Annotated in this window: 14 protein-coding genes; 6 read left to right on the forward strand and 8 right to left on the reverse strand. The window is 60.4% G+C overall.

The features are described from left to right. The first annotated feature begins 79 nt into the window (after positions 1-79). The gene (locus tag DDT56_RS13130) at positions 80-1,762 is read left to right on the forward strand and encodes a methyl-accepting chemotaxis protein (protein ID WP_136166894.1); all 1,683 of its coding nucleotides are present in this window, start codon (positions 80-82) and stop codon (positions 1,760-1,762) included. A gap of 94 nt (positions 1,763-1,856) precedes the next feature. Here DDT56_RS13130 and hycI read toward each other — a convergent pair whose 3' ends face one another. The 8 genes from hycI to DDT56_RS13170 all read right to left on the reverse strand — a co-directional run bounded on the left by hycI (position 1,857) and on the right by DDT56_RS13170 (position 9,412). Further along, entirely contained in the window at positions 1,857-2,351 is a 495-nt protein-coding gene (hycI, locus tag DDT56_RS13135; protein ID WP_136166895.1) for a hydrogenase maturation peptidase HycI, read from the reverse strand. Next, on the reverse strand, positions 2,344-2,748 hold the full coding sequence (locus DDT56_RS13140) for a formate hydrogenlyase maturation HycH family protein (RefSeq protein ID WP_136166896.1): 405 nt from the start codon (positions 2,746-2,748) through the stop codon (positions 2,344-2,346). The genes hycI and DDT56_RS13140 overlap by 8 nt, the downstream gene beginning before the upstream one ends. Next, positions 2,745-3,536 carry an NADH-quinone oxidoreductase subunit B family protein gene (gene nuoB / locus DDT56_RS13145; RefSeq protein ID WP_136166897.1) on the reverse strand — a complete coding sequence of 264 codons (792 nt, stop codon included), beginning with the start codon at positions 3,534-3,536 and terminating at the stop codon, positions 2,745-2,747. Before nuoB ends, DDT56_RS13140 begins: the two co-directional genes overlap by 4 nt. Further along, on the reverse strand, positions 3,533-4,117 hold the full coding sequence (gene hyfH, locus DDT56_RS13150) for a hydrogenase 4 subunit H (RefSeq protein ID WP_136166898.1): 585 nt from the start codon (positions 4,115-4,117) through the stop codon (positions 3,533-3,535). The genes nuoB and hyfH overlap by 4 nt, the downstream gene beginning before the upstream one ends. 10 nt (positions 4,118-4,127) lie before the next feature. Further along, complete coding sequence (locus tag DDT56_RS13155) at positions 4,128-5,864, reverse strand: hydrogenase large subunit (RefSeq protein ID WP_136166899.1); 1,737 nt, start codon at positions 5,862-5,864, stop codon at positions 4,128-4,130. Positions 5,865-5,980: 116 nt separating this feature from the next. Further along, a complete protein-coding gene (locus tag DDT56_RS13160; RefSeq protein WP_417903696.1) occupies positions 5,981-6,931 on the reverse strand; it encodes a respiratory chain complex I subunit 1 family protein in 951 nt (316 codons plus the stop codon). Beyond that, positions 6,921-8,789: a hydrogenase 4 subunit B gene (gene hyfB, locus DDT56_RS13165; RefSeq protein WP_136166900.1), complete on the reverse strand. Its 1,869-nt coding sequence runs from the start codon at positions 8,787-8,789 to the stop codon at positions 6,921-6,923. Before hyfB ends, DDT56_RS13160 begins: the two co-directional genes overlap by 11 nt. Next, positions 8,786-9,412 (reverse strand): 4Fe-4S dicluster domain-containing protein, encoded by a 627-nt coding sequence (locus tag DDT56_RS13170; protein WP_136166997.1) that lies wholly within the window; start codon positions 9,410-9,412, stop codon positions 8,786-8,788. Before DDT56_RS13170 ends, hyfB begins: the two co-directional genes overlap by 4 nt. Positions 9,413-9,810: 398 nt before the next feature. Here DDT56_RS13170 and hypC point away from each other — a divergent pair, with 398 nt between their 5' ends. From hypC to DDT56_RS13195, 5 genes are all read left to right on the forward strand, one after another. Next, the gene (hypC, locus tag DDT56_RS13175; protein ID WP_136166901.1) at positions 9,811-10,080 is read left to right on the forward strand and encodes a HypC/HybG/HupF family hydrogenase formation chaperone; all 270 of its coding nucleotides are present in this window, start codon (positions 9,811-9,813) and stop codon (positions 10,078-10,080) included. Between the two features lie 86 nt (positions 10,081-10,166). Beyond that, a complete protein-coding gene (locus tag DDT56_RS13180; protein ID WP_136166902.1) occupies positions 10,167-12,077 on the forward strand; it encodes an FTR1 family iron permease in 1,911 nt (636 codons plus the stop codon). Between the two features lie 121 nt (positions 12,078-12,198). Next, positions 12,199-12,726, forward strand: a complete 528-nt coding sequence (locus tag DDT56_RS13185; protein ID WP_136166903.1) for an iron transporter — start codon at positions 12,199-12,201, stop codon at positions 12,724-12,726. Positions 12,727-12,868: 142 nt separating this feature from the next. Then, a complete protein-coding gene (locus DDT56_RS13190) occupies positions 12,869-14,266 on the forward strand; it encodes a Fe-S-containing protein (protein ID WP_136166904.1) in 1,398 nt (465 codons plus the stop codon). Positions 14,267-14,268: 2 nt separating this feature from the next. Continuing rightward, positions 14,269-15,558 (forward strand): ABC transporter permease, encoded by a 1,290-nt coding sequence (locus DDT56_RS13195; RefSeq protein WP_136166905.1) that lies wholly within the window; start codon positions 14,269-14,271, stop codon positions 15,556-15,558. Positions 15,559-15,561: the final 3 nt, after the last annotated feature.

The raw sequence follows: 15,561 nt of genomic DNA on the forward strand, positions 1-15,561 counted from the left end.
AGCAGTGATCAAAATACAAAATAGTTTCCAAACCTGAGCCTGGTATGAGAGCTATTTTGGTAACTTTATGAGGTTTATTATGAGCTTTCTAAAGAATATCAGCATAAGGATTATGGTGCTAATTATTGTGGCGTTCCTGCTGCTGATCTGGGGCGCCTCATCAGGCTACAGTCTTTATTCTCTTTATCAGGCGACTGATTTACTTAATAAAAATGAGACACAGCGGAAAACCTACTCCTATCTGGTGTATGGCAGCGATCAATATTTCCGTGCGGTTACCCGCCTGGAACGGACGATGGACTATTTGCAGAATAATGACGCAGAAAATGCGCAAAAAACGCTGGATATGGCGCAATCAGCGATAACAAACAGCAAAGCGTCGTTGGCGAAATTTAAGGCCGCGGAACACGTCGGGGTGGATAACGCCACCCTGGAAAGTATTACCAATAACTGGTCGCGCTTAATAGCCGCGGCGATTGATCCGATGAATGGCGCGCTGCAACAGAATAATGTCGAGGCGTTTCGCCAGGTATTCCGCGACGTTTATCCGCCGATAAGTTTGGCATTCGGCGGTGATATTAAAAAATACACCGACCAAATTACCTCCGCGGAGTTTATTCCGCTGGTGAATGAGCACAATATTCATAATCGAAACGTACTGATTGCCGCCATGATTATTGGTATCGCGGTACTGCTGTTTACCGAATATTATCTGCGAAATTATCTGGTTATTCCCATCGGCGTACTGAAGTCGCATCTGGCGCAGCTGACGGCGGGCCGCCTGGGATGCGATCTGGCGGAATTCGGCCGTAACTGTGCGGGGCGCCTGATTCCCGATATCAAACGGTTGCAGAAAAGCCTGCGCGATACGGTGACGGTCATCCGGCGCAGCGCCACGGCGATTGATGACGGCACCACACGGATCCGCAAGGGCAACGACGATCTCGCCAGCCGCACCGAGCAGCAGGCCGCCGCGTTGCAGCAAACGGCGGCCAGCATGGAGCAGATTAGCTCAACGGTGAAACAAACCGCGGAGAATGTCCATCAGGCGCGGGTGCTGGCACAGGAAGCCACGGACACGGCGAAAAAGGGCGGTGAAATCAGCACCAACGTGATGGCGACCATGGATGATATCAGCGCCAGTTCACGCAAGATTTCCGACATCACCACGGTGATTAACGCTATTGCCTTCCAGACCAATATCTTGGCGCTTAACGCGGCGGTCGAAGCCGCCCGGGCCGGTGAGCAGGGCCGGGGATTCGCGGTGGTGGCCGGAGAAGTTCGTACCCTGGCGCAGCGCAGCGCGCAGGCGGCGAAAGAAATTGAAGCGCTGATCGACGAGTCGGTATCGCGGGTTTCCGCCGGCGCGGGGCAGGTCAGGCAGTCCGGCGAGGCGATGGGGGCGATTATCGCCGCTATCGATCATGTCAACGAGCTGATTAGTGAAATTGCCGCCGCAACCGACGAACAGACCCACGGCATCAGTCAGATCAGCCAGGCAATTCATGAAATAGACGGCGTCACGCAGCAGAATGCCGCGTTGGTGCTGCAATCTGCGGAGGCCGCCTCCAAACTGGACCAGCAGACCAGCGAATTGTCAGCGGCGGTGGATGTTTTTCAACTGGAGAGCGGCGACGGCCTGTCGGACGTGGTGCCACAAGGCGCGTTGCACACGCCGCTGCAACGTCCGGTGATGGTAAAGGAAAATACGCCGCTGCTGAGCGCCGGCGGCCACGGCGATCGAGGCTGGGAAAAATTCTGATTTGACCGCTCGGCGCCGCGGCTTTTGTTTAGCATTTTATTGATTTTTAATGCCGGCCTTAATGCGCATGGTTAGTGCGCATTAAGGGAAATCTTCACAATTTCTGAAAGCCGCCGTTTCCCTGCCAGTTCGCCAGCCGCTGATAAATCCGTTCCACCGCCCGTTCAACCTCCGCGCTGAGCGGAAAATAGAACGCCACCAGCGCGGGTTGAATGCCGATAAAAATCACCTCGGGAATATCGTCTTTCAACTGGTCGATAAGGAAATTCAGCGGCAGATTATGGGTGTTCATCAGCAGATCTTCGGCGATGCGCGCCGGATCGACAATTCGTATTTCACCGGGCGCCAGCCCCATATCGCTGGCGTCCACCACCAGCAGGCGGCGGGGACGCAGCGCGCGCAGGGTATGGGCGGCATTTTCCGGAATGGCGCCGCCGTCGATCACCGACCAGCCGGCCACCGGGTTTTGCGTCATGCGCTCGGCCAGCCGCGGCCCGGCGCCGTCATCGCCCATCATGGTGTTGCCGACGGTCAGCACCATATTTTGGTTATCGACGCTGTTGTCATCAGCGCGTTTTGTTTCAGTCATCAATGCGTTTCACCATTAAATAGAGCGCCGTTTCCCGTTCGATGGCGCGCAGATAGTCCAGCAGGGTTGCGGTCCAGGCGGAATAATCATCCTGTTCGGCGCACAATGCCCCGAAGGCGCGGCCCAGCAGCTGCGTGTGGCTGCTATCGATAACGATCTCGCCGAATTTCAGCAGCCCGGCCATTTTGCGTTGCGCTTCCCCCGCGGGCAACTGCCCGATCCAGCGCTGATAGTCCGCCTGCGGGCAGTTCAGCACCGGCTTCAGGCAGTCGATGACGCCAACGTGGTGGCCGATAGCCAATGAGTAATACATCACCTGCTGCGCCTGCTCCGGCACTTTATCTTTGCTGTCGAGAAATTTCTGGTTCAGGGCGTAGAAAATCACCTGATTGCTCATCGATAGCGTTCTCCGTTCAACAGCGCCAGATAGATCTGCTGGAGCTGCCCGACGATCTCCGTCAGACGCGGATCGTTTTGCTGTTGCAGCCACGCGGCGATGCGCCGATCCAGCCCGTCCAGCGGTTGGTTTTCCAGACGCGCCAGAAAAGCGTCGCTGATTTCCCGCCCCTGCCGGTAGCCCGCCATGCGCCGGGCCTCCCGTTCCAGCAGCACGCGCAGATCCAGCGGCACGTCCGGGTGGATCAGGGCGGCTTTTTCATCCGCCGTCTGCCGGTGTTCGCTGCCGTGCAGTTTCTGCTCCAGCAGGCCGAGCGCGACGGCGAAACCGTAAATGGTGGCGGCCGGGGTGGGCGGGCAGCCGGGAATGTATACGTCTATCGGCACGATGGCGTCGCTGCCGCCCCACACGCAGTACAGATCGTGGAAGATGCCGCCGCCGCAGCCGCAGGCGCCGTAGGAGATGCAGATTTTCGGGTCGGGCGCCGCTTCGTAGGCGCGTAGGGCCGGGATTCGCGTGGCGCGGGTGACGGCGCCGGTAAACAATAAAATATCCGCATGGCGCGGCGAGGCCACCACCTTGATGCCGAAACGCTCGGCGTCGAACAGCGGCGCGACGGCGGCGAAAATCTCTATCTCGCAGCCGTTACAGCCGCCGCAGTCGATGCGGTAGACGTAGGCGGAGCGCTGAATGTCTTTTAACAGCGTTTTCTTGAGTTTTTGCGCCGGTTCATCCAACGCAATCGGCGTGGTCCGGTAGTGATCGACGCCGGCGGGCAGGGTGCTCATGATTTGCTCCCATTGACGGTAGCCGGTGATGAATCGGCCGAGGGGGAAATATGCTGGCTCAGCATCACGTTGTTTTCGTCGTCCAGGTTCTGGCGGCGTTTACACTGCGGACAGGTTTCAAAACGGGAGCGCTGCGATTCGACCTCCGCGGCGGACTGCCCCGACTGCGCCAGCAGCGCCATAACGTACTCCACCTCTTTTTGCGGGGCGAAGGGGCGATGGCACACGCGGCAGTCCAGCAGGCTAAAGGTGGCGCGCTGATAAAGGTCAGCTTTATTGCTCACCGCCATTTCAAACTCCTGCGACAGCACGATGGCGCGCGTCGGGCACACTTCCTCGCAGCGGCCGCAAAAAATGCAGCGCCCGAGAAACAGCTGCCAGGTGCGCGTGCCGCCGGCGACGTCGGTCTCCATGGTCAGCGCGTTGGCCGGGCAGGCGGTGGTGCAGGCGGCGCAGGCGATGCACTGGGCGGCGTCGTACTGCGGCTTGCCGCGAAATCCCGCGGCAACGTCCAGCGGTTGAAACGGGTATTTCAGCGTACTGTTGCCGGTTTTCAGGATGGTTTTAAACAGGTTCAACATGGTTCATCCCCTACTTGAGCGGCGAATGGGTGCGTTCCAGACCGTAACGCTCCATTTCTTTATAAGGCACGGTGGTGATTTTCCGTTTGCGCACGTCGATCAGCGTCACCCGGTCGGTACAGGAGTAGCAGGGATCCAGGCTGCCGATAATCAGCGGCGCGTCGGAAACCGTGTTGCCGCGCAGCATATAGCGCAGCACCGGCCAGTTGGCGTAGGTGGCGGCCCGGCAGCGCCAGCGGAACAGCTTCTGGTTGTCGCCGGTCATGCTCCAGTGGATGTCGTCGCCGCGCGGCGCCTCGGCGAAACCGAGCGCGAACTTGCCCGGCTGATAAGGGATATGCTCATTGAGCAGCGGCCCGGTCGGCAGATTGTCCAGACCGTATTCGATCATCGCCAGCGAGGTGAATACCTCACGCACCCGCACCAGTATGCGCGAATAGACATCCCCGGCGTCCAGGTGCTGCAGCTCCATCGGCAGATCGAGATAGCCGGCGAACGGGTGGTCGGTGCGCGCATCCCGCTGGAAGCCGCTGGCGCGGATCATCGGGCCGACCGGGCTGTAATCGCGGGCGATCTTTTTATCCAGGATCCCCACGCCCTGGGTGCGCTGCATCATATTGGGGGTGTTGAGCAGCATATCGCTAAGCTGGGTGATTTCGCCGCGCATCTCCCGAATCAGCCGGATGGTTTTCAGCCGGTCGTCTTTCAGAATATCGCGGCGGATGCCGCCGATCAGATTCAGCCCGTAGGTTTTACGCGCGCCGGTCAGCATTTCGGCGATGGTCATCGACTTTTCACGGATGCGGAAGAACTGCATAAACCCGGTATCAAAGCCGACGAAGTGGCTGGCCAGCCCGATATTCAGCAGATGGCTGTGCAGCCGTTCCACCTCCAGCAATATGCTGCGGATGCCGTGCGCGCGCGGCGGCACCACCACGCCCAGCGCGTTTTCCACCGAGCTGGTATAGGCTACGCTGTGGGTAAAGCCGCAGATGCCGCATACCCGGTCCGACAGGAAAGTGACTTCGTTATAGCCCATGCGCGTTTCCGCCAGCTTTTCCATGCCGCGGTGCACGTAGAACAGACGGTAATCCGCATCGACGATGCGTTCTCCGTCGACGAACAGGCGGAAGTGGCCCGGCTCGTCCGAGGTAATATGCAGCGGCCCGATGGGAACGATGCGTGTTTCGCCGTCGGCGTCATTGACGAACGAGTAGGACTCCTCGTCGCGGGTGGGGGCGGGGCGCTGGCGGTAATCCATGGCGTCCTTGCGCAGCGGATAGAGATCGTCCGGCCAGTCGTCCGGCAGCACCAGACGGCGCTCGTCGGGCAGCCCGACCGGGATCAGGCCGTACATGTCGCGCACTTCTCGCTCCCCCCAGACGGCGGCGGGCACGCGGGGCGTGACGGAGGGGAACTCCGGATTAACCGGGTCGACCAGCGCTTTCACCGTGACCCAGCACTTCTCGCCCGTTTCCATCGACAGCACGTAGTACAGGGCGAAACGGCCATTCAGCGAACGCTCATCGTTGCCAAACAGCACCGACAGCCAGCCGCCCTGTTGGTAGTAAAGGAATTCCACCACCTCGGGCAGGGCGTCCAGCTTAACGGTCAGCGTTAGCTGCTCCGGCGTTTGCCACGCCTCTTCCAGCACGGCGGCCGGGAACCGCTGGCGGACCTGGGCGGCATAGCTAATGCCGCGTTTGCCGAACAACGCGTAGGGACTGGCGACAGAGATTTCATTCATTAGGGCACGTCTCCTGACGGAAAGAGGGGAACGAGAGCGCGCCGGCCGTTGCCGGGGCGTTGCGCTGCGGGCGGGGGGTGGCAAGGGAACTCTTTTTCATGGTGCGGGGCGATTCCTTATAGACCGATAAGATAAAACAGCCATGCCAGTACCGCGGCGGCAAAGCCCAGCCAGGTCACGCGCCCGATCAGCAGAAAACGTCCGCGGGCGAGACTGTTCTCAATCAGGGAGGCGATGAAAAACAGCGCCGCCAGCTTGATGACGAAGGAGAGCGCGCCCGTCGCCAGCGCCGCCAGCGTAAAGGTTTGCGCCTTGCCGAACGGGATGAAGACGGACAAGAACAGCGCGGCGACCACCACCTGCTTCAGGCTGACGCCCCATTTCACCAGCGCCAGCCCGGCGCCGGCGTACTCCGTCAGCGGCCCTTCCTGCAGCTCCTGTTCGGCTTCCGCCACGTCAAACGGCACTTTTCCCATCTCCACAAAGGCGGCGAAGGCGCAGGCCAGCAGCGCGATAAAGGTGGCCGCGGGCGATACCCACGAGCCGGCCAGCGTGCTGGAGATGGCGCCGATATTGGTGGAGCCGGCAATCAGCGCCGCCACCAGCAGCGCCAGGATCAGAATGGGCTCCACCAGCACCCCGAGCGTCATCTCGCGGCTGGCGCCGATGCCGGCGAAGGTGCTGCCGGTATCCAGCCCGGACAGACAAAAGAAAAAACGCAGCAGGGCGAACAGATAGAGCAGGGCGATAACATCGCCGCCGGCGCCAAAGGGCGATGCCCAGGTGACGGCCGGCAGCGTCATGGCGATCAGCAGCAGGGTGCCGATCAGCACATAGGGCATCAGACGGAAAACGCCGCTCGCGTGCAGCGGCGCCACATCCTGACGTTTCAGCAGCTTGAACAGGTCGCGGTAGTCCTGGAGCAGGCCGGGGCCCTGGCGTGAGTGCATTTTTGCGCGGATCACCCGCGACATGCCGGACATCAGCGGAGCAATCGCCAGCATCAGCACCGCCTGCACAAAGCCGAAAGCCATCATTGTTGGCACGGTTGCCGTTTCAGCGATCATCATGTTCTCCCGCAGCGGTGGAAGGGTTTTTCCCGCCTGACGTCGTCGCGTTCCACCGGCCCCACCGCAGGGTGCGCAGGCGGTAGAACGGGGCGAACATCAGGCGCAGGGGTTGGGTAAAGCCGGCGGCGGAAACCGCCATATCGTTCTCATAGGCGTAGCCGCAGGCCCAGGGGGCGCCGCGCCGGCGGAAGCTCAGGCGCGCGCCTTTGGCGCCGATATAAATCAGCAGCGGCAGCAGCGGCAGGGCCAGCAGCAGGATAAAGATCAACGGCATGGACAGCGACGTCTGGTCGGGGGAGCCGGGGAACAGCAGGCTCCCCTGGGCGACGGCGAGCGCGTCGGCGCCGCTCAGGCTGGCGGCCACGCGCAGGATCGCCGGCGCCACCGCGCCGGCGCCGACGCCCAGCAGCAGACAGCCCAGCGCCAGCAGCAGCGTGGCGGCCCGCATCGGCCAGGGAACTTCGCGGGCCTCGGCGGCGGCCGCGCTGCGGGGCGCCGCGGAAAAGGTAATGGCGTAGAGTTTGACGCAGCACATCGCCGCCAGCGCCCCCACTATCGCCAGCACCACGATGATGAACGGCCCCAGCAGACGCAGCGGCAGACTATCGACCTGGCTGAGAATAAACAGCGACTGGTAGGTAAACCACTCGCTGACGAAGCCGTTCAGCGGCGGCAGGGCGGAAATCGCCATACAGCCGATAAGAAAGGTCACGGCGGTATAAGGCATCAGCCGCGCCAGCCCGCCCATCCTCTCCATATCTTTGCTATGCAGGCGATAGATGACCGAGCCCGCGCCGAGAAACAGCAGCCCCTTGAACAGCGTGTGGTTAAGCATATGATACAGCCCGCCCAGCAGGCCAAGCGCCGCCAGCAACGGGTGGTGGCCGGCCATCCCCGCCATGCCCGCGCCGATGCCCATCAGCATGATGCCGACGTTTTCCACCGTGTGGTAAGCCAATACGCGCTTGATATCGTGTTCCGCCAGCCCATAGAGGCCGCCGAATATCGCCGACGCGGCGCCGCAGAGCATCACCATGCCTCCCCACCAGATATCGGTCGCGCCGAGCAGGTCGATGCCGACCTTGATGATGCCGAAAAGACCGATTTTCACCATTACGGCGGCGATCAGCGCCGACGCGTGGGACGGCGCGGCGGGCAGGCCCTGGGGGAGCCCGCCGTGCAGCGGCACCACGCCGGCCGTCGCGCCAAATCCCACAAAGGCCAGCACAAACACCGCGGACGCCTGCGAAGCGGGCAGGGAAACCTGCCGCCAGTCGGCGAAGTCAAGACTGTGGCTGGCGCGGTACAACAGCAGGAACGCCAGGATAATCAGCACGGTGCCGCCGTGGGCGATGAATAAATAGCGCCTTCCCGCGCCGGCGGCCCGGGCGGACGCCATCAGCGCGCCGGCGCACAGCGTCATCACTTCGAACAGAATAATAAAGTAAGCGGCGTTATCCACGCACACCAGCGCCGTCATGGCGGCGGCCAGCAGGTTGACAAAGAACCCGATGGCGCCGGCGCGTCCGCGGTGTTCCCGCAGATAGGCCAGCGAATAGAGCGCGATAACCGCCATCAGCAGCGAGATAAGCAGCATCATAAAGGCGGCCAGCGCGTCCAGACGCAGGGTGAGCGGCGCGAATGCGGCGACCGGCGTTTCAATGCCGGCGGTTAACGCCGCCCCGGCGCGCAATAGCGGCAGCGCCGCGGCGATGCCGCACAGCGCGCCGAGCGCCGTAAGCAGCGCATTCAGCCCGATCGCCAGCGATTCGCGACGCGCCAGGCACAGCGACAGCAGCGCGCCGGCCAGATAAAACGCCAGCGCCCACGCCAACCAGTGCAGTGAACTTATCATAGTTTATTCTCCCGATCGGTCTCGGCGGGCGGGAAAGGGACGTTGCCGGCGGGCCACTCCATTGCCTGCCGGCGTTTTGCGGCGGTTGCCTGTTCGATTTGGCGATCGTCGATGACCAGCAAGGCATTGGTCGGGCAAACGCGCACGCATTCCGGTCCCTGCGCCTGAAAGGCGCACAGATCGCATTTCACCGCGACGCTGCGTATGCCGGCATTCCAGGCCAGCAGGGGATTGACGGAGGACGCGCTGTCCGGCGCGTCGGACAGCATGGACAGCGGAATCGACTGGCTAAAGGTTTGCGGAATGGCGAGCGGTTTACTGCCTGACGGGGTAATCGCGCCGAAAGGACAGGCGATGGCGCACAGTTTGCAACCGATACAGGTGCTTTCGTCTAATACCACCGCCTGGTTCTGATGCGTAATGGCATTAACCGGACAGACTCTGGCGCAGGGCGCGTCTTCGCAATGACGGCATAATACCGGCGCGGTGCCGGCGAGGTCGCGCTCAACCGTCAGCCGCGGATGCGTCTGCAATCCCTGGCGACGGTGTACCTGCGTACAGGCGGCCATGCAGGTGTTGCAGCCGATGCAGCGTTTAGGCTCCGCAATGACGAAGCGGTTCATAGCCATACCCTCCGGGGGTTGTGTTAAGGTTTGCCGCGTTTAAGCATATTTTGTGCCACGTCGGGCGAACCGGCCGTCAGACCGCGCAGGATAAGGGCTTGAACAAGCGGGGGCTGGAAAAGGCGCGGACGATACGGCCAGTCTCGACATTAGTGACGACGGCGATCGACGAGCGGGATTCGACACTTTTGACGAGCGGGGAAGGCGGCCAGGTTTGGGGCTGAAAAAGCGCCGCCTTATGTAATCTTGATTAAGCATATCGTAAAGAAACCGATATTTAATGCGCCGCCAAACAGCATGTTAATCCGGATTATTAATATGTGGCATAAAAATTGCTTAAGCATAAAAATATACCGACGGACAGTTTTGCTGCGCGGCATCCTCAATGGAGAATCACTATGTGTCTGGGCATTCCGGGAAAAATTATTGAACTGGCCTCCGCCGAACGGCAACTGGCATGGGTCGACGTATGCGGCGTCCGGCGCGAGGTGAACATTGCGCTGGTGGCGGACGGCGTGGACGCCGGACGGCTGATCGGCAGTTGGGTGCTGGTTCACGTCGGGTTTGCCATGAGCCGTCTGGATGAAGAGGAGGCGTACGCCACGCTCGACGCTTTACGGCAAATGGAGGAGGTAGAACATGATGTTACAATTTTTCTTCGTCAATAGATTTCTTTTCGTGACGTAAATCAAGACTTATTCACTTCTCGGGGTGATAATAAGAATAAATCTCATTAGCGCTTCACTCCGTGATTATGTCTACCTGGCTAAAACTTTTCCTTTCGTTGTGCTGGCTATTCGGCAGTTCTCTGGCGCTAGCCGCAACCGACTACGCATCCTTTATCCAGGATATCGAATCCAGACTGGATAAAACGGTTCAACTGTATCAGCAGCAACAGCCTGATGAGGCCCGCACCGAAGTGCAGATGGCCTATTTCGAAGTGTTCGAAAATCTCGAAGGCCCCATCCGTATCAATATTTCCGCGCAAAAAAGCTATCAGCTGGAAGCCGCGTTCGGCGAAATCCGGCGCATGATCGGCGAGGGAAAACCGCTGGCCGACGTGCAGGCCAAAGCGTCCTGGCTGAAAGGGGAACTGAACGCGGTGCTTCCGGTATTGACCGACGGCCATCGGCTGGTGGCGCAGCAACAGCACGGCGCGTATGACAACAGCGATATCGCGCTGTACTGGCAGCAGAGTTTTAAAATCATCGACGATCAACTGGCGCAGGCGATAAGCGAATATCAGGCCGGCGACTACGCCAGGGCCAGCCAGAGCGTGCAGCAGGCGCACTATCAGGGGTTTAAAAACTCCGAAATGGAGATGTCGGTGCGGCAGAATCGCTCCGCGCAGCAGGCCGCCGCCATTAATCAGCAATTTTCCGCGCTGATCGCCCTGGCGAATCAGCCGGATCAACTGACTGACGTGGCCTATCGCGTGACGACGCTGTTACAGGATATTGAAGATCTGCTGCCGGGGTTGCCCACCACGCGCGACAGTCAGCCGGTTACCGCGGCCGATGACGGCGACGCCGCGCTCGACGCCGCCGACGTGCCGGACGCCAACTGGGCCAAAATATCCGACGACATTAATCAGGCCATCCTGGCGGCCATCGAAAAGTACCGCCAGGGCGAGGTAAAACCGGCGATGATCGCCGTGCAGGACGCCTACTTCGATCTGTTCGAAGCCACCGGCATGGAGAACAAGGTCGGTTCGCGCAATGCGGCGTTCAAATCGACGCTGGAAGGCTATTTCACCCGTATGGTCAGTCTGATGAATGCCGGCCAGCCGGTGGAGCAACTGCACCTTCAGGCCGAAGCGCTGCAGCAGGATCTGGCGAATGCCGTCGCCATGCTGGGCGAAGGAGGGGATACCCACTGGAGCCTGCTGATCTACAGCCTGCTGATCATCGTGCGTGAAGGTATGGAAGCGCTGCTGATCGTGGCGGCCATCGTCGCCTATCTGGTGAAAAACAATCATCAGGATAAGCTGCCGCTTATCCGGCAGTCTGTTTATATCGCGCTGCTGTGCAGCGTGATCACCGCCGTTATTTTCCAATTACTGTTTACCAACTCCGGCGCCAGCCGCGAACTGCTGGAAGGCGTCACCATGCTTATCGCCGTGGTGATGCTGTTCTTTATGAGTTACTGGCTGCTGTCGAAGGTGGAAGCCCGGCACTGGAAAGCCTATCTGGAAGGTAAATTGTCGCACTCCCTGAGCGGCGGGTCGCTGGTGGGATTATGGCTGACCAGTTTTCTGGCGGTCTACCGGGAAGGGGCGGAAACCGTCCTCTTTTACTACGCGCTGGTGGGCGATGCCAACAATATGGCCGGGCACCTCTCCATTCTGGCGGGCTTTGCCATCGGCTGTGTGATCCTGGTGATTGCCTATCTGATCATGCGCTTCACCGTGGTCAAACTTCCGCTTAAGCCTTTCTTTATGTTTACCGGTTGTTTCATGTATCTGATGGCGTTCGTCTTTGCCGGCAAAGGGGTACTGGAACTGATTGAAGGCAAATTGTTTGAACCGACGCTGCTGACCGGCGTACCGGAAATCAGCGGTTTGGGTATTTACCCCTATGTGGAAACGTTAATCCCGCAAGGGGTGTTGTTAGTCGCGGCATTGGCGGCGCTGTGGATCATGCGGCGCAGGGCCTCGACAATCTGATACTGGAAGCAGTGACCAGCAAAAATAACCAGAAACGACCGTTACGCCCCGATGATTGCAAGGCGCGGGAAACCGCCGGCTTGCAAGATGACGGGTACATTGATGACACGAGGATGGGTTGATGAATAAGCAAAAAAGTCTGATTGCCGGGGCGATAATCGCCGCTGTTTTCACCGCGCCCGCGGCGCTGGCGTTTGAAGAGTATCCGGCCGGCGAACCGGTAACCATAAACGAACTGGAGATCGCCGCGGTTTATCTGCAGCCGATTGATATGGAACCCCGCGGCATGGGGCTGCCGGCGGCAAAAGCGGATATCCACCTGGAAGCCGATATCCATGCGGTGGAAGGGAATAAAAACGGATTCGGCGCCGGCGAGTGGATGCCGTTCCTGACCATCGCCTATACCCTGACCAACACCGATACCGGCGCCAAGCAGGAAGGAACCTTTATGCCGATGGTCGCCAGCGACGGCCCGCACTATGGCGCGAACATCAAAATGATGGGCGTGGGCAACTACAAGGTGATTTACCATATCGACCCGCCTTCCAAAGCCGGCATGCACCGCCATACCGACGATGAAACCGGCGTCGGCCGCTGGTGGAAACCGTTTGACGTCAGCTTTGATTTCAAATACGTCGGCATCAAGTGATGGTTCCGTCCGCGATAAGCGCTTCCTTATCGCGGTAACGCTCGCGCCTCTGCCGAAAGCCGCCAGGGGCGTGCGCTTTATTACCCAATAGATTTCAAGGTGCGGAAGCCAACGCACCTGCAACTTGAAAGATGAAGGGAATATGAGTTACTTCTTCGTTACCACGCTACAGTCATTCCTGCCGATAGCGTTGCTGTTGGGGCTGAACTGGAGCCACCGTTCCCCGCCTGAAATCCGGCCGTTGGCGTGGACCACCCTGCTGGCGCTGATTGTCGGCACCTTCATCGGCATTCGCCTGCCCAACGGCCAGCAACTGCAACTCTGGATCACGGCCATCCAGGCGATTGTCCTGCCGCTGTTTCTCGTCAGTCAGTTTTTCTCTCATTCCCGCATCGGTTATTTCTGGCAGGCCATCCTGGTTGCCGGCGCGGCTATTCATTGGGGCGGCGATCCCAACCTGAGCGCCCTGACCAGCACGCACGTGGTGAATACCGATCTGCTGCTGAATTTCAGCGCGGTGGCGGCGGCTTTCGGCTGGCTGATATTCAGCGCCGCGCTTTGCGGCATGATGGTGCGGCGTATCCGCGTATTGCGCTGGCCGCTGCTCGTTGCGCTGGCGGCGCTATTGCTGTTGCCGATCAGCGGCAATCTGCTGCTGTTATTGATGAAGCTACAGGTGATGGGGCTGAACAAACCGCGCCTGAGCTATGTGGCGCAGGTCACCAATAGCGCCTGGCTGCTGAATTATCTCGGCGCGCTATTGCTGGCGGTGGCGGCGGCCGGCTATCTGCTGCCCTTACTCCACACGCGCCGGCGGATGCAGGCCGCCGCCGAGGCCATCGCCAGGCGCCGGGCCACCGCCGACTACCGCAATGTTCGGCGCACGGTGCTGGCCGCCCTGATTGCGCTGCTGGCGATCGTGGCGGCGCAGCTTTACTGGGACAAGGTGGCGTCCCAGCCTCCCCGTTTGTCCGAGGCGCTGCCGGTGACGCCGGCCGCCGACGGCAAGGTGCATATTCCCATCGAACAGATTCGCGACGGCAAACTGCATCGGTTTGTGTGGGTTGCCGACGACGGCAAGGCGGTGCGCTTTTTCGTCATTAACCGCTATCCGGACCGGCTGCGGTTGGGAGTGGTGTTCGATGCCTGCCTGCTGTGCGGCGATCAGGGCTATGTGATGGAAGGTAATCAGGTGATCTGCGTCGCCTGCGACGTACGCATCTTTATTCCCTCCATCGGCAAGGCGGGCGGGTGCAACCCCGTCCCCATCGAAGGCTGGAGCAATGACGACAATGAGCTGGTGATTAGCCAGGCGTCGCTGGCGGCGGGCACCAACTATTTCACCACGGTGATATCGCTGGAGGTCGTCGATCCGGTTGACGGTTCGAAACTCACCAACGTAAAGGCCGAACATAAGTATCGCTACGGCGGTAAAACCTATTTCTTCTCATCTGAAGCGAACTACAACCGTTTCCGTGAAAGTCCCGGAAAATATGTGACGGCAAAGGCGGCGGCTGACGATCAAGCGGAAGGGGAATAACCATGTTATGGCGCATGTTACGCCAATCCTGGCGCAGAAATATCCGGCGTAAATCGCTGGCGGTGTTGACGGTCTTTTTGGCGGCGGGGCTGATTTCGGCCCTGCTGGCGGTCTCTATCGATATCGGCGACAAAATGGCGCGCGAATTGAAATCCTATGGCGCCAATATCCTGATTGAACCGGCGGGACAGGCGGCGCTGCCGGCGCTGTTCGGCGAGCACAGCAATCCGCTGGAAGGGCAGGAGTTTCTCGATGAGTCGGAACTGCCCAACATCAAGGATATTTTCTGGCGCAACAATATTGTCGGCTTCGCGCCGTTGCTGAGCGGCGACGTGGAGGTCGACGGGCGGCCGGTGGCGGTATTGGGCACCTTTTTCTCGCAGCCGGTGGCGGTGCCGGACGAAGAGGATTATCGCACCGGGCAGATAACCGTCAGCCCTTACTGGCAGGTTGCCGGCCGGTGGCCGCAGGAGCCGGTGACGGAAGGACGCGCCGCCGAGGCGTTGGCGGGCAAACAGCTGGCGCAGCAGAACGGCTGGCAGGTGGGCAGCCAGCTCCGGCTGCATGGCCCGCAGGGTGAAGCCAGGGTGCGGGTCAGCGGCATTCTGAGCAGCGGCGGGGATGAGGAGAACCGGCTGGTGATGCCGCTGGCGGCGGTACAGCGCCTGCTGGGGCTGGAGGGGAAAATACAGGCGATCCGCGTTTCCGCGCTGACGGTGCCGGAGAACGATCTGTCGCGCCGGGCGCGTGAAAATCTGGAGGCGCTGAACGCCGAAGAGTATGACCTCTGGTACTGCACCGCCTATGTTTCTTCCATCGCCCACCAGTTGGAAGAGGCGATTTCCGGTTCGGTGGTGCGGCCTATCTGGCAGGTGGCGGCGTCGGAAGGCGTGGTGATCGATAAAATCCAGCTGTTGCTGGCGGTGGTCACCTTTGCGGCGCTGGTCGCCGCGGCCATGGGCATCGCCTCGTTGATGACCAGCACCATTATGGAGCGGGCGAAAGAGATCGGCCTGATGAAAGCGCTGGGGGCGCGGCAATGGCAGATTATGCTGCTGTTCTATCTGGAAGCGGCGCTCAGCGGTTTGCTGGGAGGCATCGCCGGCTGCCTGGCGGGCTGGGGGCTGGCGAAAGCCATCGGCCTGATGCTGTTTGGCGTGCCGCTCAGCTTTGCCTGGATCGTTATCCCCTGCGTGCTGGTGATTTCGATACTGATCGCGCTGATTGGCACCTGGTTCCCGGCCCGGCGCATCGCCGGACTGTACCCGGTGGAGGTGCTGTATGGCCGCTAATGC

This window comes from Brenneria corticis (assembly GCF_003115855.1).
GTDB classification, from domain to species: Bacteria; Pseudomonadota; Gammaproteobacteria; order Enterobacterales; family Enterobacteriaceae; genus Brenneria; species Brenneria corticis.

Excerpts from the sequence above, each read along its gene's own strand:
- DDT56_RS13170 (WP_136166997.1), bottom strand. The coding sequence starts at position 9,412 with ATGAACCGCTTCGTCATTGCGGAGCCTAAACGCTGCATCGGCTGCAAC.
- DDT56_RS13185 (WP_136166903.1), top strand. The coding sequence starts at position 12,199 with ATGAATAAGCAAAAAAGTCTGATTGCCGGGGCGATAATCGCCGCTGTT.
- DDT56_RS13155 (WP_136166899.1), bottom strand. The coding sequence starts at position 5,864 with ATGAATGAAATCTCTGTCGCCAGTCCCTACGCGTTGTTCGGCAAACGC.
- DDT56_RS13130 (WP_136166894.1), top strand. The coding sequence starts at position 80 with ATGAGCTTTCTAAAGAATATCAGCATAAGGATTATGGTGCTAATTATT.
- DDT56_RS13195 (WP_136166905.1), top strand. The coding sequence starts at position 14,269 with ATGTTATGGCGCATGTTACGCCAATCCTGGCGCAGAAATATCCGGCGT.
- DDT56_RS13140 (WP_136166896.1), bottom strand. The coding sequence starts at position 2,748 with ATGAGCAATCAGGTGATTTTCTACGCCCTGAACCAGAAATTTCTCGAC.
- DDT56_RS13160 (WP_417903696.1), bottom strand. The coding sequence starts at position 6,931 with ATGATCGCTGAAACGGCAACCGTGCCAACAATGATGGCTTTCGGCTTT.
- hyfH (WP_136166898.1), bottom strand. The coding sequence starts at position 4,117 with ATGTTGAACCTGTTTAAAACCATCCTGAAAACCGGCAACAGTACGCTG.
- hyfB (WP_136166900.1), bottom strand. The coding sequence starts at position 8,789 with ATGATAAGTTCACTGCACTGGTTGGCGTGGGCGCTGGCGTTTTATCTG.
- nuoB (WP_136166897.1), bottom strand. The coding sequence starts at position 3,536 with ATGAGCACCCTGCCCGCCGGCGTCGATCACTACCGGACCACGCCGATT.
- DDT56_RS13190 (WP_136166904.1), top strand. The coding sequence starts at position 12,869 with ATGAGTTACTTCTTCGTTACCACGCTACAGTCATTCCTGCCGATAGCG.
- hypC (WP_136166901.1), top strand. The coding sequence starts at position 9,811 with ATGTGTCTGGGCATTCCGGGAAAAATTATTGAACTGGCCTCCGCCGAA.
- hycI (WP_136166895.1), bottom strand. The coding sequence starts at position 2,351 with ATGACTGAAACAAAACGCGCTGATGACAACAGCGTCGATAACCAAAAT.
- DDT56_RS13180 (WP_136166902.1), top strand. The coding sequence starts at position 10,167 with ATGTCTACCTGGCTAAAACTTTTCCTTTCGTTGTGCTGGCTATTCGGC.